Origin of the sequence: Hydrogenophaga pseudoflava, assembly GCF_031020795.1 — a bacterium.
Lineage (GTDB): Bacteria > Pseudomonadota > Gammaproteobacteria > Burkholderiales > Burkholderiaceae_C > Hydrogenophaga > Hydrogenophaga pseudoflava_A.
The window spans coordinates 123,696-142,416 of record NZ_JAVHJP010000007.1 but is presented as its reverse complement, the minus strand read 5'-3'; the positions used below and the strand labels follow the sequence as shown (position 1 = coordinate 142,416).

Here is an 18,721-nt window from a genome sequence, read left to right as displayed (position 1 = left end):
GGCCGAATGTCAGGCTTGGGTATGCTGCGTTGCAATAGAATTTGAAGGTTTGTAATCCGGGTTACCACCGAGTTACAAGCCCCCTTCCAACCCCGAACCCCACGGAAGAAAGTCCCCACCATGACCGAGTTGACCAAGAAGCGGCCCGAGTTCCGCAACATCAACGCCTTCAAGGACCTGACCACCTACCGCCTCCCCCTGGCCGGCTGGGTGTCGATCCTGCACCGCGCCAGCGGCGGCCTGATGTTCATCCTGCTGCCCCTGATCGTCTGGCTGTTCGACACCTCGGTGTCGTCCGAAATTTCCTACGAACGCTTCAGCGCAGCCTTCTCGGGCGGCCTCGGCTTTGTTCCCGGCTGGCTGTTCAAGCTGGTGGTGCTGGCCCTCATCTGGGCCTACCTGCATCACCTGATCGCCGGCCTGCGCCATCTCTACATGGACGTCAACCACGCCGTGAGCAAGGAGTTCGGCAAGTCCTCCGCCATCGTGACACTGGTGCTGTCGATCGGACTGACGCTGATCCTCGGCGCCAAGCTGTTCGGCCTGTACTGATCTGCGCGAAAGAAGGAAAACAACATGTCCGTCAATTACGGTTCCAAACGCGTCGTCACCGGCGCCCGCTATGGCCTGCGCGACTGGCTCGCCCAGCGCATCACCGGCGCTCTCTTCGCCCTGCTGACCCTCATCGTCCTGGCCAAGGTGCTGTTCACCAGCGGCCCCCTGGGCTACGAGGGCTGGGCCGGCATCTTCACCCCGCAGTGGATGAAGGCACTGACCTTCGCCGTCTTCATCGCCATCGCCTATCACATCTGGATCGGCATGCGCGATATCTGGATGGACTACATCAAGCCCGCGGGCATCCGTCTCGTCCTGCATGTGTTCACCATCGTCTGGCTCGTCGCCTGCCTGGGCTGGGCTGTTCAAGTTCTCTGGAGACTCTGATCCATGACCACCACCGCATCCCTTTCCAAGCGCAAGTTCGACGTGGTCATCGTCGGAGCCGGCGGCTCCGGCATGCGTGCCTCGCTGCAGCTGGCCCGCGCCGGCCTCAAGGTGGCCGTGCTCTCCAAGGTCTTTCCCACCCGCTCGCACACCGTGGCGGCTCAGGGCGGCGTGTCCGCCTCGCTGGGCAACATGAGCGAAGACAGCTGGGAATACCACTTCTACGACACCGTCAAGGGCTCCGACTGGCTCGGTGACCAGGACGCCATCGAGTTCATGTGCCGCGAAGCGCCGAAGGTCGTGTACGAGCTCGAACACTTCGGCATGCCGTTCGACCGCAACCCCGACGGCACGATCTACCAGCGCCCGTTCGGTGGCCACACCGCCAACTACGGCGAGAAGCCGGTGCAGCGCGCCTGCGCTGCGGCCGACCGCACCGGCCACGCCATGCTGCACACGCTGTACCAGGCCAATGTGTCGGCCCGCACCACCTTCTTCGTGGAGTGGATGGCGCTGGACCTGATCCGCGACGCCAGCGGCGACGTGGTGGGCGTGACCGCGCTGGAGATGGAAACCGGCGACACCTACGTGCTCGAAGCCAAGACCGTGCTGCTGGCCACCGGTGGCGCCGGCCGCATCTTCCAGTCGTCGACCAACGCCTTCATCAACACCGGCGACGGCCTGGGCATGGCCGCCCGCGCCGGCATCGCGCTGCAGGACATGGAGTTCTGGCAGTTCCACCCCACCGGCGTGGCCGGTGCAGGCGTGCTGCTGACCGAAGGCTGCCGCGGTGAAGGCGCCATCCTGCTCAACAGCAACGGCGAGCGCTTCATGGAGCGCTATGCGCCCACGCTGAAGGATCTGGCGCCGCGCGACTTCGTGTCCCGCTGCATGGGCCAGGAAATCCTGGAAGGCCGTGGCTGTGGTCCCAACAAGGACTACATCCACATGAAGCTGGACCACCTGGGTGCCGACACCATCCACAAGCGCCTGCCTTCCGTGTACGAGATCGGCGTGAACTTCGCCAACGTCGATGTGACGCGCGAGCCCATCCCGGTCGTGCCCACCATCCACTACCAGATGGGCGGCATCCCGACCAACATCCATGGTCAGGTGGTGGAGCGCGTGGGCGGTGAAGACCGCCCGGTCAACGGCCTGTACGCGGTGGGCGAATGTTCCTGCGTGTCGGTGCACGGCGCCAACCGCCTGGGCACCAACTCGCTGTTGGACCTGCTGGTGTTCGGCAAGGCCGCCGGCAACCACATCATCGCCAACGTCAATCCCAAACAGGAACACAAGGACCTGCCCAAGGACGCGGCCGACAAGACCCTGGCCCGCCTGGCCCGCCTGGCCCGCCTGGACAGCGCCAAGAACGGCGAGTACGCCCAGGACGTTGCCAACGACATGCGCGCCATCATGCAGACGCATGCCGGCGTGTTCCGGAGCCAGGAATCGATGGACGCCGGTGTCCAGAAGATCAATGCCCTGCGCGAGCGCGTCGGGGCCATCGGCCTGAAGGACAACTCCAAGGTGTTCAACACCGCGCGCATCGAGGCGCTGGAAGTCGAGAACCTGATGGAAGCCGCCCAGGCCACCATGACCAGCGCCGCCGCGCGCAAGGAGTGCCGTGGCGCCCACCTGGTGCGCGACTACGAACACGACGTCAACCACCCGACCTGCCCGCTGGGCCGCAACGACGCCGAGTGGATGAAGCACACCCTCTGGTACCAGGACGGCAACAAGCTGGACTACAAGCCGGTGCGCATGAAGCCGCTCACGGCCGAGACGGTGCCGCCCAAGCCCCGCACCTTCTGACCGGAATCAGCGAACACAAGGACACTGAAAAATGGCACAACGCACTTTCAAGATCTACCGCTACGACCCGGACAAGGACGCCAAGCCGAACATGCAGACCATCCAGGTCGAACTGGATGGCACCGAGCGCATGCTGCTCGACGCCTTGGTCAAGCTCAAGGCCGTCGACCCCACCCTGTCGTTCCGCCGCTCCTGCCGCGAAGGCGTGTGCGGCTCGGATGCGATGAACATCAACGGCAAGAACGGCCTGGCCTGCCTGACCAACCTGAACACGCTCAAGGGCGACATCGTGCTCAAGCCGCTTCCCGGCCTGCCGGTGGTGCGCGACCTGATCGTGGACATGACGCTGTTCTTCAAGCAGTACCACTCGATCAAGCCCTACCTGATCAACGAGACGCCGGCGCCCGAGCGCGAGCGCCTGCAGAGCCCCGAAGAACGCGAAGAGCTCAACGGGCTGTACGAGTGCATCCTGTGCGCCAGCTGCTCGACCAGCTGCCCCAGCTTCTGGTGGAACCCAGACAAGTTCGTTGGTCCCGCCGGCCTGCTGCAGGCCTACCGCTTCATCGCCGACAGCCGCGACCAGGCCACCAGCGAACGTCTGGACAACCTGGAAGACCCGTACCGGCTGTTCCGCTGCCACACCATCATGAACTGTGTGGACGTCTGCCCCAAGAGCCTGAACCCGACGAAGGCCATTGGCAAGATCAAGGAACTGATGGTGCGCCGCGCCGTCTGACCCCGCCATTTATGACCATGAATGCCAGCCCCTGTGACGCCGTGCTCGATGCCCCGGCATTGAGCAAGCTGCGCTGGCGCTGCCGCCGTGGACTGCTCGAGAACGACCTGTTCATCGAGCAGTTCTTTGCCAGGCATGAGTCTGGCTTGACTGTCAGGCAAGCCGAAGCTCTGGGGGTTCTAATGGACCTGTCCGACAACGATCTGCTCGATCTGTTGCTAGGCCGAAAGAACCCCGAGGGCGAACAGGCCCGTGACGAAGTCACTCAGGTGCTGGGCATGCTGCGCGCGGCCCGACGACCCGATTAACCTCTACCAGGAAACCGCATGAAACTCGTAGACAACAAAGCCACCCTGTCGTTCTCCAACGGCAGCCCCAGCGTCGAGATGCCGGTGTACGGCGGCAGCATCGGTCCGGATGTGATCGACATCCGCAAGCTGTACGCACAGACCGGGATGTTCACCTACGACCCCGGCTTCCTGTCCACAGCCTCCTGCCAGTCCGCCATCACCTACATCGACGGCGACAAGGGCGAGCTGCTGTACCGCGGCTACCCGATCGAGCAGCTGGCCACCCAGGCCGACTACCTCGACACCTGCTTCCTGCTGCTCAACGGCGAACTGCCCAATGAGAAGGAGCGCGGCGATTTCCACAAGCTCGTGACCAACCACACCATGGTCAACGAGCAGATGCAGTTCTTCCTGCGCGGCTTCCGCCGCGACGCCCACCCCATGGCCGTGCTCACCGGCCTGATCGGCGCCCTGTCGGCCTTCTATCACGACAGCACCGACATCAACAATCCCGAGCACCGCCGCATCGCCGCGATCCGCCTGATCGCCAAGATGCCCACGCTGGTGGCCATGTCCTACAAGTACGGTGTGGGCCAGCCCTACATGTACCCGCGCAACGAGCTGAGCTACTCGGGCAACTTCCTGCGCATGATGTTCGGCACGCCTTGTGAGGACTACAAGGTCAACCCGGTGCTGGAGAAGGCGCTGGACCGCATCTTCATCCTGCACGCCGACCACGAGCAGAACGCCTCCACCTCCACCGTCCGCCTGTGCGGCTCGTCGGGCACCAACCCCTTCGCCGCCATTGCCGCCGGTGTGGCCTGTCTGTGGGGCCCCGCCCACGGCGGCGCCAACGAGGCCTGCCTGAACATGCTGGAAGACATTCAGCGCCAGGGTGGCGTGGCCAAGGTCGGCGAGTTCATGGAGAAGGTCAAGGACAAGAACAGCGGCGTCAAGCTGATGGGCTTCGGTCACCGCGTGTACAAGAACTACGACCCGCGCGCCAAGCTGATGCAGGAAACCTGCAACGAGGTGCTGGCCGAGCTGGGCCTGGAAAACGACCCGCTGTTCAAGCTGGCCAAGGAACTGGAAAAGATCGCCCTGGAAGACGACTACTTCGTGCAGCGCAAGCTCTACCCGAACGTCGACTTCTACTCCGGCATCGTGCAGCGCGCCATCGGCATCCCGGTCAGCCTGTTCACCGGTATCTTCGCGCTGGCCCGCACCGTGGGCTGGATCGCCCAGCTCAACGAAATGCTGGCCGACCCCGAGTACAAGATCGGCCGTCCGCGCCAGCTGTTCACCGGCTCGGCCCGTCGCGACGTGCCAGCAACCTTCAAGCGCTGATCCAGCCTTGTTCCACAAAACCCGCCTCTGGCGGGTTTTGTTTTTTGCGGGGCCTGACATCGCCAACCACGATGCCGTACCCCACTCAAACAAGGGAAAATACGAAGAGTCATCTTGATATGCGATGACTTTTCCATGAACACCCCCGACCGCGCCTTCACCCGCCGACTCGACCTCACCACGCTGCAGCTGTTCGTGGCGGTGTGCGAGCGCGGCAGCATCGGCAAAGCGGCCGAGACCGAGTTCATGGCGCCATCCGCGGTCAGCAAACGGCTCTCCGACCTGGAATCCACCGTCGGCACGCCCCTGTTGATGCGCCACGCGCGCGGCGTCACGCCCACCCCGGCTGGCCAGAGCCTGCTGCACCACGCCCGCTCGGTGCTGTTCAGCCTCGACAAGATGCAGGGCGAACTCTCGGAGTACGCCGACGGCGTGCGTGGCCATGTTCGGGTGCACGCCAACATCTCGGCCACGGTCCAGTTCCTGCCCGAAGACCTGGGCGGTTTCATCCGCGCGCACGACGCCATCAAGATCGACCTGGAAGAACACCTCTCGACCGAGGTGCTGCGGGCGGTGCAGGAAGGCGCGGCCGACCTGGGCATCTGCCATGTCGGTGACGAACAGGCCCTGGGTCTGCAGACCCAGCCCTACCGCCAGGACCGGCTGGTGCTGATCGTGCCCGGCCGGCACCCGCTGAGCGGCCACGCCGCCATGGCCTTCGCCGACAGCCTCGACTGGGACCATGTCGGCCTGCACGCCAACAGCTCCATTTACCGCGCCATGCACGCGGCCGCCACCGCCACGGGCCGCAACATCCGCCTGCGCATCCGCGTCTCGGGCCTGGACGCCATGTGCCGCATGATCCACAACGGCCTGGGCGTCGGGCTGATGCCGCGCCGCGCCTTCGAACTGATGCAGGGGGTCGGCGACCTGCAGGCGGTCGAACTCACCGACGAATGGGCCACGCGCCACATCGACCTCGTCGCACGCGACTTTTCCAGCCTCCCCGTCAGTGCCCGGCTGCTGGTGGACCACCTGTCCACACAGGCCGCCATGTCCGCCACCCCGACCTAGAATTTCAAGCCCCACAGGAGAACCCCACCCCATGGCCCGCACGCTCTACGACAAGATCTGGGACGAACACGTCGTCCACACCGAAGAAGATGGCACGTCCGTGCTCTACATCGACCGCCACCTGGTGCACGAAGTCACCAGCCCGCAGGCCTTCGAAGGCCTGCGCCAGGCCGGCCGCAAGGTCTGGCGAGTGAGTTCGGTGGTCGCCACCGCCGACCACAACACCCCCACCACCGGCTGGGAACTGGGCTACGACGGCATCACCGACCCGATCAGCAAGGAACAGATCACCACGCTGGACAGCAACATCAAGGAGTTCGGCGCTGCGGCCTTCTTTCCCTTCATGTCCAGGCGCCAGGGCATCGTGCACGTGATCGGCCCCGAGAACGGTGCCACCCTGCCCGGCATGACCGTGGTCTGCGGCGATTCGCACACGTCCACCCACGGCGCCTTCGGCGCACTGGCGCACGGCATCGGCACCTCCGAGGTCGAGCACGTGATGGCCACGCAGACTCTGCTGGCCAAGAAGGCGAAGAACATGCTGGTCAAGGTCGAGGGCCAGCTGGCCAAGGGCGTGACCGCCAAGGACATCGTGCTGGCCATCATCGGCAAGATCGGCACCGCCGGCGGCACCGGCTACACCATCGAGTTCGCCGGCAGCGCCATCCGTTCGCTGTCCATGGAAGGCCGCATGACGGTCTGCAACATGGCCATCGAAGGCGGCGCGCGCGCCGGTCTGGTGGCCGTGGACGAGAAGACCATCGAGTACGTCAAAGGCCGTCCGCTGGCGCCCACCGGCGTGGAGTGGGACCAGGCCGTCGCCTACTGGAAGACGCTGCACTCCGACGACGGCGCGCACTTCGACGCCGTGGTCGAGCTCGACGCCACGCAGATCCTGCCGCAGGTCACCTGGGGCACCTCGCCCGAGATGGTGCTGGGCGTGGACGCACGCGTCCCCGATCCCGAGAAGGAAAAGGACGCCAGCAAGCGCGGTGCGATGGAACGCGCGCTGACTTACATGGCGCTCGAACCCGGCAAGCCGCTGGCCGACATCTTCGTCGACAAGGTCTTCATCGGTTCCTGCACCAACAGCCGCATCGAGGACATGCGCGAGGCCGCTGCGGTCGTGAAGAAGCTGGGCCAGAAGGTGGCAAAAAACATCAAGCTGGCCATGGTCGTGCCGGGTTCGGGCCTGGTGAAGGAACAGGCCGAGCGCGAAGGCCTGCACGAGATCTTCAAGGCCGCCGGCTTCGAATGGCGCGAGCCCGGCTGCTCCATGTGCCTGGCCATGAACGCCGACCGGCTGGAGCCGGGCGAGCGCTGCGCCAGCACCAGCAACCGCAATTTCGAGGGCCGCCAGGGCGCCGGTGGCCGCACCCACCTGGTCTCGCCCGCGATGGCCGCCGCCGCCGCGATCCACGGCCATTTCATCGACATCCGCACCATTGCCTGAAGGTCTGTTTTCCGTGCACTTTCCCAAGGAGCCCGCCATGTCTTCTTCGTTCAAGACCCTGCTCGTCACCATCGCCCTGATGTCCCTGGCCGCCTGCAGCTCCAACACCGTGCAAGGCGTCAAGCAGGACGCCCACGTCGTCAAGGACAAAGCCATCGAGGTCAAGGACGTGGTGGTCGACAAGGCCATCGAGATCAAGGACAAAGCCGTCGAAGGCGGCAAGTCCGCCGGCCAGGCGGTCGGCTCCGGGCTGGAGAAAGCCGGCGAAGCCGTCAAGGGCGCGACCAACTGAACACCCACACCATGCAGACATTCACCATTCACCAGGGCCTCGTGGCCCCCATGGACCGTGAGAACGTCGACACCGACGCCATCATCCCCAAGCAGTTTCTCAAGTCCATCCGCAAGACCGGCTTCGGCCCCAACCTGTTCGACGAGTGGCGCTATCTGGACCAGCCGGGCGAACCCGGCGTGCCCGAGAGCCAGCGCAAGCCCAACCCCGACTTCGTGCTGAACCAGCCGCGGTACAAGGGTGCCTCGGTGCTGCTCACGCGCCGCAACTTCGGCTGCGGCTCCAGCCGCGAGCACGCGCCCTGGGCCATCGACCAGTACGGCTTCCGCGCCATCATCGCGCCCAGTTATGCCGACATCTTCTTCAACAACTGCTTCAAGAACGGCTTGCTGCCCATCGTGCTGAGCGAGGCGCAGGTAGACCAGCTGTTCAACGAAGTGTTCGCGTTCCCCGGCTACCAACTGACCATCGACCTGGAGCGCCAGGTGATCGTCAAGCCGCAGGGCGAGGAGATCCCCTTCGAGGTCAACGCCTTCCGCAAGTACTGCCTGATCAACGGCCTGGACGACATCGGCCTGACCCTGCGCCACAAGGACAAGATCGAGGCGTTCGAGAAAGAGCGTCTGGCGACCAAGCCCTGGCTGGCAAAAACGATGTAACACCCCCGCGCCGCCTGCGGCGTCACCCCCTCAAGGGGGCGTTGCCAGTGGCCCGGCAAAGCCGGTTCCACGGCAACCTCGAACAAACCAACCCACACTGAAGCTCTCTCATGAAAATCGCAGTTCTCCCCGGTGACGGCATCGGCACCGAAATCGTCGCCGAAGCGGTCAAGGTCCTCGACGCACTTGACCTGAAGTTCGAGATGGAATCGGCCCTGGTGGGCGGCGCCGCCTACGACGCGCATGGCCACCCGCTGCCCGAGTCCACGCTCAAGCTGGCCAAGGAGGCGGACGCCATCCTGTTCGGCGCCGTCGGCGACTGGAAGTACGACAAGCTGGACCGCCCGCTGCGCCCCGAGCAGGCGATCCTGGGCCTGCGCAAGAACCTGGGCCTGTTCGCCAACTTCCGCCCCGCGATCTGCTACGAGCAGCTGGTCGGCGCCTCCAGCCTCAAGCCCGAGCTGGTGGCGGGCCTGGACATCCTGATCATCCGCGAGCTGACCGGCGACATCTACTTCGGCCAGCCGCGCGGCCGCCGCGAGGCACCGGACGGCGAGTTCAAGGGCGCGCCCGAAGCCTTCGACACCATGCGCTACTCGAAGCCCGAGATCGAGCGCATCGCGCACGTCGCCTTCCAGGCCGCACGCAAGCGCAACAAGAAGGTGACCTCGGTCGACAAGGCCAACGTGCTGGAAACCTTCCAGTTCTGGAAGGACACCGTGATCGAGGTGCACGCCCAGTACCCCGACGTGGCGCTGGAGCACATGTACGTGGACAACGCCGCCATGCAGCTGGTGAAGAACCCCAAGGCGTTCGACGTGGTGGTCACCGGCAACATGTTCGGCGACATCCTGTCCGACGAAGCCTCGATGCTGACCGGCTCCATCGGCATGCTGCCCTCGGCCTCGCTCAACAGCCGGAACCAGGGCCTGTACGAGCCCAGCCATGGCAGCGCGCCCGACATCGCGGGCAAGGGCATCGCCAACCCGCTGGCGACCATCCTGTCGGCCGCGATGATGCTGCGCTTCTCGCTCAACCAGGAGGAAGCCGCCCAGCGCATTGAAACTGCGGTGCAGAAGGTGCTGGCCCAGGGCCTGCGCACCGGCGACATCTGGAGCGAGGGCACGACCAAGGTCGGCACCGTGGAGATGGGCGATGCGGTGGTAAGGGCTCTGTAACTCCCCCCTGCGCCGCTGCGCGGCTTCCCCCCTCTCTGGCGCGCCTGCGGCGCTGGGAGGGGGGACGCACCCTGTGGCCCGGCGGAGCCGGTTCCACGGGTGCTCCGGCCGGAGACACGCGTTCCTCAAGGTCTTTGGTGCACGCCCACAATGGGCGCTTCCTCGCTCCAGACCCTCTCCGTGTCCTCTCCCCTCTTCCCCTTCGACAACGCCTACGCGCGGCTGGACGGCCTGTCCGTGCCCTGGCAGCCGGCGGCGGTGCCGGCGCCGCGCTGGCTGCACCTCAACCGTGGCCTGGCCGATGAACTCGGGCTCGATGCCGAGGCCCTGGCGTCGGACGACGGTCTGGCGGTGTTCGCGGGCAACCGTGTGCCCGAAGGCGCCCAGCCCGTGGCGCAGGCCTACGCGGGCCACCAGTTCGGCGGCTTTTCGCCGCAGCTCGGCGACGGCCGCGCCCTGCTGCTGGGCGAAGTCATCGACCGCCAGGGCCGGCGCCGCGACATCGCGTTCAAGGGTTCGGGCCGCACGCCGTTCTCGCGCGGCGGCGACGGCAAGGCGGCCGTGGGGCCGGTGCTGCGCGAGGTGCTGATCAGCGAGGCCATGCACGCGCTGGGCATCCCGACCACGCGTGCGCTGGCGGCGGTGGCGACCGGCGAAACCATCCGCCGCGAACGTCCGCTGCCCGGTGCGGTCCTCACACGCGTCGCGGCCAGCCACATCCGTGTCGGAACCTTCCAGTTCTTCGCGGCGCGCAGCGACACCGAACGGGTGCGCCTGCTGGCGGACCACGCCATCGGCCGCCACGACCCGGCGCTGGTCGGCCGTGAAGACCGTTTCCTCGCCTTCTACGAGGCCGTGGTGCAGCGCCAGGCCCGGCTGGTCGCGCAGTGGATGTCGGTCGGCTTCATTCACGGCGTGATGAACACCGACAACATGACCGTCTCGGGCGAGACCATCGACTACGGTCCCTGTGCCTTCCTGGAGCCCTACGACCCGCAGACCGTCTTCAGCTCCATCGACACCCACGGCCGCTACGCCTTCGGCAACCAGCCGGGCATCGCGCAGTGGAACCTCGCGCGGCTGGCCGAAACCCTGCTGCCGCTGTTCCACGCCGACGAAGAACAGGCGCTGGCCGCCGCCACCCGAGCGCTCGAGGGCTTCGCTGGACATTTCGACCGGCACTGGCTGAACCTGCACCGCCTCAAGCTGGGGCTGCGCGGCGATGCGGCCGACGACGAGGCCGACCGCGCCCTGGTCAACAGTCTGCTGCAACTCATGCACGGGCACCGCGCCGACTTCACGCTCGGCTTCCGCCGCCTGTCGTCGGTGCTGCGCGGCGCATTGCAGGACTGGCTCGCGCTCTGGGGCGATCAGCACGCAGCGACGGGCGACTGGCTGGCGCGCTGGCAACAGCGTGTGGACGCCCAGGGCGAGCCGGCGCACGACGTGGCCGCGCGCATGGACGCCACCAACCCGCTGTTCATCCCGCGCAACCACCTGGTCGAGAATGCGCTGGAGGCCGCCACCGAATCAGGCGACCTGCGGGCCTTCGAACGCCTGCTGACCATCGTGACCGACCCGTACACCGAACGCAGCGACGACGCTCCGGCCGCCCTGCCCGGCACTCCCGAACAGACCCAGGGCTACCGCACTTTCTGCGGCACCTGACGCGGCGGTTGTCGAAAACGCCGGTCCTGCTTCGTCGTGCTGTCAGGACCCCGGCGGTCCCGACTTCGACCACACTGTCCGATCCTGAAAGGAGACCTCCCATGAGCACCGGCACCGTCCGCTTCCACCGTGTCCTCAAGGCACCGCCCGAGCGCGTCTACCGCGCCTTCCTCGACCCCGATGCGATGGCCAAATTCCTGCCGCCGCACGGCTTCACCGGCCGCGTGCTGGAGATGGACGCGCGCGTCGGCGGCGTCTACCGCATGCAGTTCACCAACTTCAGCAACGGCCAGACGCACGCCTTCGGCGGTAAGTACCTGGAACTGGTTCCGAACGAGAAGATCGTCAACACCGACATCTTCGACGACCCCAACCTGCCCGGCCAGATGATCACCACCATCGGCCTCAAGGCCGTCTCCTGCGGCACCGAGCTGACCGCGGTGCAGGAAGGCATTCCCGCGGCCATCCCGGTGGAGATGTGTTACCTCGGCTGGCAGGAGACGCTGGCGCTGCTGGCTCAGCTGGTCGAACCCGACATCCCGGGTTGAACAGGCCCCCACGCTGAGGTCAGCGCACGCACACGCTGCTCCGCCTCGCTGCCCGCCGACAGCGGCTGGTGGCCCCTTGCGCTCAGGTAGCGTTCGCTGAACAGGCCGAACCAGGCGTCCAGCGCCTCGGCGGCGGCGGCATCACCGGCCAGGTCCAGGCACATCGCCGCAACCTCGGCGGTGCAGAAGTGGTGGTCCTGCGCCGAGCGCCGCAGCCGGTAGCGCGAGGCGTGCGCCGGCTGCAGCCCCAGCACGGGCGAACTGTCCAGCCACGGGCTCTTGCGGAACATCTTGCGCGCCTCGGACCAGGTGCCGTCCAGCAGCACGAACAGCGGCCGGCGCCCGTCGTCCGTCACCGGCGCCGTCACCGCGCGCGAGGGCGCGGCGTACTCGGTCGGGAACACCACGTGTGGCCGCCACTGCGGGTTGGCCAGCAAGGCCAGCAGCGCCGGGTCGACCTCGGTGCGCGACCAGCCGAAGGCCCAGGTGTCGGGCACCACGTCGGCGATCAGCCAGCCGGTGTTGGTGGGCTTGAGCGCCTCGATGTCGCCCAGCAGCAGGCAGAAGCCCGCGTTCGACGGCACCACCGGCCGCAGGGCGCAGATGCAGTGGGTCTCGGGCAGGCGGCAGCCGCTGCAGCGCACCAGGCCGGCACCGCGGGCGACATAGGGTTTGCTGGCGGCCGCCAGGCGCAGGGCGCGCTGGCGCGCGACCGCGTGGGGTGTGGAGAGGGCGAAGGGTTCCGGGGTGGCAGGGGACATCCGTCAAATGTATGCTTCCTGCGATGCACATCCTGACCGCCATCGACACCCTGCGCGCGCTCTACGACCCGGTGCGCGAGCGCTCGTCCAAGAAAGAGATGCCGCAACTCGACGCGCACGCGCGCCGCTTCATCGGCCTCTCGCCCTTCGTGGTGATCGGCAGCGGCGATGACCCGCACGGTCTGGACACCTCGCCACGCGGCGGTGCACCGGGCTTCGTGCATGCGCCGGACGCCCACACCCTGCTCATCCCCGACGCACCGGGCAACAACCGGCTGGACACGCTGGAGAACATCGTGCGCGGCGGCGAGGCGGGCGCGCCGGTCGGGCTGCTGTTCCTGATCCCCGGCGTGGACGAAACCCTGCGCGTGAACGGCCGCGCCGTGCTCAGCGTCGATCCGGGTGAACTGCAGCGCTGCGCCGAGCCCGGACGCAGCCCCAAGCTGGCGATCCGGGTGACAGTGCAGGCCTGCTACCTGCACTGCGCCAAGGCGCTGATGCGCTCGCACCTGTGGGACGCGGGCCACCAGGTCGACCGGTCCGCACTGCCCAGCATGGCCGAGATGATGCGTGACCAGATCCGCGAATTCCGCGGCGAGGAGGTCGCCGCGGAAACGCAGGAGCAGATGCTCGAGCGCTACCGCCAGACGCTCTGACGGCGTTCCCGCCGCACCTCAGGGCAGGAAGTTCAGGCCCTCGGGCAGCGGCGGCACCAGCGGCACCTCGAACAGCGGGCCGGGCCCGTCGGGGTCGATCACCAGGCTGCCCCCGCTGCGGAAGAACTCCGCAATCTGCACCTGCGCCAGCACCGCGATCGTCGGTCCCGCCGGGCTCGCCAGCCCGGTCAGGAAGGTGTGCGGGTTCTTCGGCACCGCCGGGTTCGCGGCGACCGCCAGGTCGTTGCGGAAATAGGTGGTCTGGGCCTGCAGGCCACCGGCGCGCACGATAGCGGTGGAGGTCGGGTTGGGCACCGTCTGGTCGCCCTTGGCCATCTGCAGGATCACCGGCTTGGCCGCACTGCCGGGCAGCGGCTGCTGGCGGATCAGGTGGGCGTAGGACACCGGGTTGCCCGCCTGCTGCACCCATTCCCAGCGGTCGATCACCTGTGCGATCTCCATCGCTCCCGGCACGTTGTTCACCCCCGGTGGCTGGTCGCGCAGCGGCATGTTTTCGAAGAAGTTGAAGGGCACCGGCAGACTGGTCGACGGCGGCAGGTTCAGCAGCTGCGGCACCCGGGTGGCCAGCGCGAAGCCGGTCAGGCCGCGGAACGCGCCCAGCCGTGCGACCTCGGCGATGGAGCCGCCCGGCACATTGGGCACACCCGCCTGGATGGACGGCTCCACGCCCAGCAGAAGGGTGCCGTAGATGCCGCCGAAGGACTGGCCGGCGTAATAGATGCGCTGGGCGTCGAGGTCGGCGCTGCCGTCCCCGTCCACGTCCACACCCGTTTCGATCTGGCGCACCAGCTGCATCAGGTCGATGGCGGTCTGGCGCAGGCCGTCGCGGCTGGAGATGGCGGAGCGCGGCGGTGCGGCGCTGGACCCCTCGGTGCTGTCGATGGCGCCGTTGCCGTCCTGGTCGAAGCCCCGGCCGCCCGCCGGCACCGACACCACACCGCCCGCGGTGCTCAGGTTCAGCACGCCGGCCGCACCGCCCCCGTGGCCCACCACGTTGATCGACAGCGTCGCGATGCCGCGCGAGGCCAGCACCGAGGCCACGGTCCACGGTGCGCCGAACATGCTGTCGGTGAAGCCGTGGCCGAAGATCGCCACCGGCCAGCCCGCCGCGGGTTTCGCACCGGCCGGCAGGAAGAGCTGGAACACCAGCTCGTTCGTCCCCTGCGGCTGGGGCCGGCCCAGCAGCGTCGGCGTCGGCGGGATGTACTGGCCGGCGGCCAGGTAGTTGGGCGACTGGAAGCGGCCGTAGGCCAGCTGGCCGACGGTGTTCCCCGCCGCGAACAGCGCCGCCAGCGGCACGGCCTGGGGCACCAGGGCTCCCGGGGCGGCCCCGACCTGGCGCTGCAGGTCGACCGCCGCGATGCCGGCCAGCGGAAACACCGCGCGCACCGGCGCCCCACTGGCGCTTCCGATCATGAAATCCACCGGCGCAGGGGTCGTCGACTTGATGCGGCGCATCACCTTCACCAGGTCCCCGGTGGCGCTCTGCGTGGTGAACACCGAGGCGGCCGCCACGGCCAGCCCGCGCCCCACCCGCGCCGCCGACGCGCCCTCGCGCATCTCGCGGTGGTGCTCCGCGCCGTCGCGCCCACCACCCTGCGCGGCGCCGGGCACGATGCGCCGGCCCCGGGCGTCGCGCACGCCGTTGGTCACCACCAGCACATAGCGCGAACGCTCGGTCAGCAGCTCGTCGGGCTCGAACACCAGCGTGCGCGTGGCCGGGTCCCACAGCACCTGGTTGATGCCCACCTTCTGGCCGAAGCCGCGCAGGCTCTGCGTGTCGCCCAGGTTGAACAGGAACACTGTCTCGCTGCTGACCGAGTTCACATCGATGTCGCCGGTGAACGGCACCGTGATGCGCGGCTGGGTCGAGAAGCCGTCGAGCGTGTTGATGACGTCGATGTCCTGGCAGTCGCTCACCCGCACCGCACAGTCGGGCCTGGGCAGGTGGACGCGGCGGAAGGTCGCGTTGCCGAAGTCGAGCACCGTGTGGCGGTTGCTCGGGAACGGGCTGGCCGTGTCGTCGTCGCGCACCGACACGGTCTGCGCCCCGGCGGCAACAGCGATCAGCGCGAGCGACAGGACGACCGCGACCGGGCGGGCATGAAAAGGCGTCATGGGTGTCTCCTGATGGCGACCACCCAGGGCGCCGGGAGGCCTTGTTTGTGATGGACCGCACACCCTTGTACGCCGCTGCAGGGCCGGGCGCCAGCGTTCCGGGCGTTTTCCCTGAGTCCCGTGCGGGAACCCTGCGCCGCCTGTATCCGCAGGTAACGCCTGCGGGCCCGGTGGTCAACTGCGTATGCTCTGGCCTCCCAACCACGAGGAGAGACCCATGTCCCTGACTTCCCGCCTCGCCCTCGCAGGCGCCGCCGCCGCGGTCCTTGCACTGTCCGCCTGCAGCGCCTCCATGCGTGCCCACCACGGCGGCATGCACAGCGCCGTGCATTCCCCGGCGGGCGCCACCACAGCGCCCAAAGTCACGGCCAGCACTCCCGTGCTGGCAGGAGGCTACAAGAAGGCCGAGGCGCCGGCGGGCGCCCGGCTGTACTTCGTCAACCTGTCCGACGGTGCGACGGTGGGCAGCCCGGTCAAGGTCGTGTTCGGCCTCAGCGGCATGGGCGTGGCACCGGCCGGCGTCGAGAAGGCCGGCACCGGCCACCACCACCTGCTGGTGAACGTGAACGAATGGGACGCCAATGCGCCACTGCCCGCCAACGACAACTTCCGCCACTTCGGCGCCGGCCAGACCGAGGTGTCGCTGGACCTCAAGCCGGGCCAGCACACGCTGCAGCTGGTGCTGGGCGACCAGAACCACATTCCCCACCACCCGGTCGTGATGAGCGACCGCATCACCATCACCGTCCGATGAACGCGCTCAACCCCGTCATCGCCCTGCTCGGGCGCCGCCTCCGCCTCGCCGTGATCGGCGGTGGCCCGGGCTCCTTCATCGGGCCGATCCACCGCATGGCGGCCCGGCTGGACGACCGCTATCAGATCGTGGCCGGCGTGCTTTCGTCCGACCCGCAGCGCTCGGTGGCGGCCGGCCTGGCTCTGGGTCTGGCGCCGGAACGCTGTCACCCCGACCTGGCCACCCTGCTGGCCACCGAATCGCAGCGCCCCGACGGCATCGACGCGGTGGCGGTCATGACGCCCAACGACGGCCACTTCCCCGCTGCGATGGCGGCGCTGGACCACGGCTTCGACGTGATCTGCGACAAGCCGATGACCAACACCCTGGCCGAGGCGCAGACGCTGCACGAGAAGGTCCAGGCCAGCGGCCGGGTGTTCTGCCTGACCCACAACTACAGCGGCTACCCCATGGTGCGGCAGGCGCGCGCCATGGTGGCCGAGGGCCAGCTCGGCGACATCCGTCTGGTGCAGGTGGAGTACGTGCAGGGCGGGCGAGCCAAGCCCGGCCCGGGCCGCGTCGCCTGGAAGGCCGATCCGGCGCGCGGCGGGCCTTCGCTGGTCATGGGCGACATCGGCACCCACGCCCACCAGCTGCTGCGCTTCATCAGCGGGCTGGAGGTGGCGGAACTGGCGGCCGAGCTGGGCTGCGTGGTGCCCGAACGCGAAGCGCACGACTTTGCCGGTGTGCTGCTGCGCATGCCCGGTGGTGCGCGCGGCAGCTTCTGGGTGACACAGGCCGCGGCAGGGGTCGAGAACGGACTGCGCATTCGCGTCAGCGGCTCACTCGGCACGGTCGAGTGGCAGCAGGAGCATCCGCAGGTGCTGGACTTCAAGCCGCTGGACGCGCCCGCCCAGCGCCTGACCCCACGCGGCCCGGGCGCCCTGCCGCTGGCGTTGCGCAGCACCCGCGTGGCCGCCGGCCATCCGGAGGGCTTTCCCGAGGCCTTCGCCAACCTCTATTCGGACGCGGCCGAGGCCATCGCGGCGCGGCGCGCCGGCCAGAGCCCCGACCCGCTGGCCCTGCACTTCCCCAACGCGCACGACGGCTGGATGGGCATGCGCTTTGTCGACGCGGTGATCCGCTCGGCACAGGCCGGCGGCGCCTGGACCGCGGCATGACGCTGCCCACGCGCTCCCGCCGCCAGGTGCTCGGCGCCCTGGCCGCCATGGGTCTGGGTGCGCTCAGCGCGGACCGGGCCGAGGCCGCAGACCTGCAACCCACCGACTGGCCACTGGCATCGGCCGTGCCCGGCGGTGTCGCCCGGCTGGCGCTGGAAACCGCCACGGACCGGCCCCGGGCCTGGTCAGAAGGGGTGCCCCTGCTGGTGCTGGGTGCCCCAGCCGGCTGGACCGCGCTGGTCGGCATTCCGCTGTCGGCCGTGCCCGGGGACGCACAGATCGAGGTCGAGACCGACGGCGGAACCCGGCGCGCCCTGCCCTACCGCATCGGGCCCAAGGCCTACGCCGAGCAGCGACTGAAAGTCGCCCCGCGCACGGTCGAACTCTCGCCCGAGGACCTGGCCCGGCACGAGCGCGAGCGCAGCCACCAGCAGGCGGTCATGGCCCGGTTCAGCGAACCGCTGCCGGACGGGCTGCGCATGCTGGCGCCGGTGGACGGGCGCCGCTCCAGCTCGTTCGGACTGCGGCGTGTGTTCAACGGGCAGGCGCGCCAGCCTCACAGCGGCATGGACATCGCGGCGGCGACTGGCACGCCGGTGCGGGCCCCGCTCGCAGCCCGGGTGGTCGACACGGGCGACTACTTCTTCAACGGCCAGACGGTCTGGCTGGACCACGGCGGTGGGCTGCTGTCCATGCTGTGCCACCTCAGCCGCATCGAGGTGCGGGTGGGCGATGTGCTGGCGGCCGGCCAGGTCCTGGGCGCGGTGGGCGCCACCGGCCGCGTCACCGGCCCGCACCTTCACTGGAGCGTGCTGCTCAACCGGACCGCGGTCGATCCGGCGTTGTTTATTCACGCTTGATCCCGTTTTCTGGGGCGGGGAATGGCGGCCGGCCGGAGCGCCGCAGGCACAATGCGCGCTCCCCCTTGTCGCCCGAATGTCCGCCCCGGAGGCCCTGTGTACCGTTTGCCGCTCGCCATTGCCATCCTCATCGTCCTGGCGGCGTGTTCGTCCACCAAGCGGCAATGGCAGAAGGAAGGGGTGAGTGCCTTCGACACCGCCAACGTGGAGTCGGAGTGCAAGTTCCAGACCGGTCTGGCGAAAATCAAGGGGGACCAAGCCGAGGAACTGGTCCGCCACTGCATGCAGGCGAAGGGTTTCCGGCTGAATTAGCCCACCCCCGCGCCGCCTGCGGCGTCACCCCCTCCAGGGGGCGATGCCTGCGGCCCGGCGGAGCCGGTTCCGCGGCA

The 18,721-nt window shown here is 68.1% G+C and carries 20 protein-coding genes; 18 read left to right on the top strand and 2 right to left on the bottom strand.

Translation table 11 applies throughout. The features are described from left to right. Window positions 1-120 precede the first annotated feature (120 nt). From sdhC to RCO38_RS20805, 13 genes are all read left to right on the top strand, one after another. A complete protein-coding gene (gene sdhC / locus RCO38_RS20865; RefSeq protein ID WP_308330368.1) occupies window positions 121-552 on the top strand; it encodes a succinate dehydrogenase, cytochrome b556 subunit in 432 nt (143 codons plus the stop codon). A 24-nt stretch (window positions 553-576) separates the two neighbouring features. Then, a complete protein-coding gene (sdhD, locus tag RCO38_RS20860; protein WP_308330367.1) occupies window positions 577-942 on the top strand; it encodes a succinate dehydrogenase, hydrophobic membrane anchor protein in 366 nt (121 codons plus the stop codon). A 3-nt stretch (window positions 943-945) separates the two neighbouring features. After that, a complete protein-coding gene (gene sdhA / locus RCO38_RS20855; protein WP_308330366.1) occupies window positions 946-2,757 on the top strand; it encodes a succinate dehydrogenase flavoprotein subunit in 1,812 nt (603 codons plus the stop codon). Window positions 2,758-2,788: 31 nt separating this feature from the next. Then, the gene (locus tag RCO38_RS20850) at window positions 2,789-3,493 is read left to right on the top strand and encodes a succinate dehydrogenase iron-sulfur subunit (protein ID WP_308330365.1); all 705 of its coding nucleotides are present in this window, start codon (window positions 2,789-2,791) and stop codon (window positions 3,491-3,493) included. A 17-nt stretch (window positions 3,494-3,510) separates the two neighbouring features. Further along, entirely contained in the window at window positions 3,511-3,801 is a 291-nt protein-coding gene (locus RCO38_RS20845; RefSeq protein WP_308330364.1) for an FAD assembly factor SdhE, read from the top strand. 18 nt (window positions 3,802-3,819) lie between these two features. After that, window positions 3,820-5,130 (top strand): citrate synthase, encoded by a 1,311-nt coding sequence (locus RCO38_RS20840; protein WP_308330363.1) that lies wholly within the window; start codon window positions 3,820-3,822, stop codon window positions 5,128-5,130. A 135-nt stretch (window positions 5,131-5,265) separates the two neighbouring features. Further along, complete coding sequence (locus tag RCO38_RS20835) at window positions 5,266-6,204, top strand: LysR substrate-binding domain-containing protein (RefSeq protein ID WP_308330362.1); 939 nt, start codon at window positions 5,266-5,268, stop codon at window positions 6,202-6,204. A gap of 31 nt (window positions 6,205-6,235) precedes the next feature. Next, entirely contained in the window at window positions 6,236-7,657 is a 1,422-nt protein-coding gene (leuC, locus tag RCO38_RS20830; RefSeq protein ID WP_308330361.1) for a 3-isopropylmalate dehydratase large subunit, read from the top strand. Window positions 7,658-7,694: 37 nt separating this feature from the next. After that, entirely contained in the window at window positions 7,695-7,949 is a 255-nt protein-coding gene (locus RCO38_RS20825) for a hypothetical protein (RefSeq protein WP_308330360.1), read from the top strand. A gap of 11 nt (window positions 7,950-7,960) precedes the next feature. Then, window positions 7,961-8,608: a 3-isopropylmalate dehydratase small subunit gene (gene leuD / locus RCO38_RS20820; protein ID WP_308330359.1), complete on the top strand. Its 648-nt coding sequence runs from the start codon at window positions 7,961-7,963 to the stop codon at window positions 8,606-8,608. A gap of 110 nt (window positions 8,609-8,718) precedes the next feature. Continuing rightward, a complete protein-coding gene (gene leuB, locus RCO38_RS20815) occupies window positions 8,719-9,786 on the top strand; it encodes a 3-isopropylmalate dehydrogenase (RefSeq protein WP_308330358.1) in 1,068 nt (355 codons plus the stop codon). A 180-nt stretch (window positions 9,787-9,966) separates the two neighbouring features. Beyond that, on the top strand, window positions 9,967-11,454 hold the full coding sequence (locus RCO38_RS20810) for a protein adenylyltransferase SelO (RefSeq protein ID WP_308330357.1): 1,488 nt from the start codon (window positions 9,967-9,969) through the stop codon (window positions 11,452-11,454). A 101-nt stretch (window positions 11,455-11,555) separates the two neighbouring features. Then, window positions 11,556-12,002: an SRPBCC family protein gene (locus tag RCO38_RS20805; RefSeq protein ID WP_308330356.1), complete on the top strand. Its 447-nt coding sequence runs from the start codon at window positions 11,556-11,558 to the stop codon at window positions 12,000-12,002. On the opposite strand, the gene RCO38_RS20800 is transcribed toward RCO38_RS20805, so the two are convergent. Continuing rightward, window positions 11,972-12,763, bottom strand: coding sequence for a tRNA-uridine aminocarboxypropyltransferase (locus tag RCO38_RS20800; protein WP_308330355.1), 792 nt, complete (start codon window positions 12,761-12,763; stop codon window positions 11,972-11,974). The two genes, RCO38_RS20805 and RCO38_RS20800, sit on opposite strands and share 31 nt — an antisense overlap. 23 nt (window positions 12,764-12,786) lie before the next feature. Between RCO38_RS20800 and RCO38_RS20795 the strand changes: the two genes are divergently transcribed. Then, window positions 12,787-13,419: an MSMEG_1061 family FMN-dependent PPOX-type flavoprotein gene (locus RCO38_RS20795; RefSeq protein ID WP_308330354.1), complete on the top strand. Its 633-nt coding sequence runs from the start codon at window positions 12,787-12,789 to the stop codon at window positions 13,417-13,419. An 18-nt stretch (window positions 13,420-13,437) separates the two neighbouring features. Here RCO38_RS20795 and RCO38_RS20790 read toward each other — a convergent pair whose 3' ends face one another. Beyond that, a complete protein-coding gene (locus RCO38_RS20790; RefSeq protein ID WP_308330353.1) occupies window positions 13,438-15,558 on the bottom strand; it encodes an alpha/beta hydrolase family protein in 2,121 nt (706 codons plus the stop codon). A gap of 217 nt (window positions 15,559-15,775) precedes the next feature. Here RCO38_RS20790 and RCO38_RS20785 point away from each other — a divergent pair, with 217 nt between their 5' ends. The 4 genes from RCO38_RS20785 (at window position 15,776) to RCO38_RS20770 (ending at window position 18,644) form a co-directional block, all read left to right on the top strand. After that, entirely contained in the window at window positions 15,776-16,312 is a 537-nt protein-coding gene (locus tag RCO38_RS20785) for a DUF4399 domain-containing protein (RefSeq protein WP_308330352.1), read from the top strand. After that, a complete protein-coding gene (locus RCO38_RS20780; protein WP_308330351.1) occupies window positions 16,309-17,472 on the top strand; it encodes a Gfo/Idh/MocA family protein in 1,164 nt (387 codons plus the stop codon). The genes RCO38_RS20785 and RCO38_RS20780 overlap by 4 nt, the downstream gene beginning before the upstream one ends. After that, complete coding sequence (locus tag RCO38_RS20775; RefSeq protein ID WP_374694567.1) at window positions 17,469-18,332, top strand: peptidoglycan DD-metalloendopeptidase family protein; 864 nt, start codon at window positions 17,469-17,471, stop codon at window positions 18,330-18,332. Before RCO38_RS20780 ends, RCO38_RS20775 begins: the two co-directional genes overlap by 4 nt. 96 nt (window positions 18,333-18,428) lie before the next feature. Further along, complete coding sequence (locus RCO38_RS20770) at window positions 18,429-18,644, top strand: hypothetical protein (protein ID WP_308330350.1); 216 nt, start codon at window positions 18,429-18,431, stop codon at window positions 18,642-18,644. The last annotated feature ends 77 nt before the right edge of the window (window positions 18,645-18,721 follow it).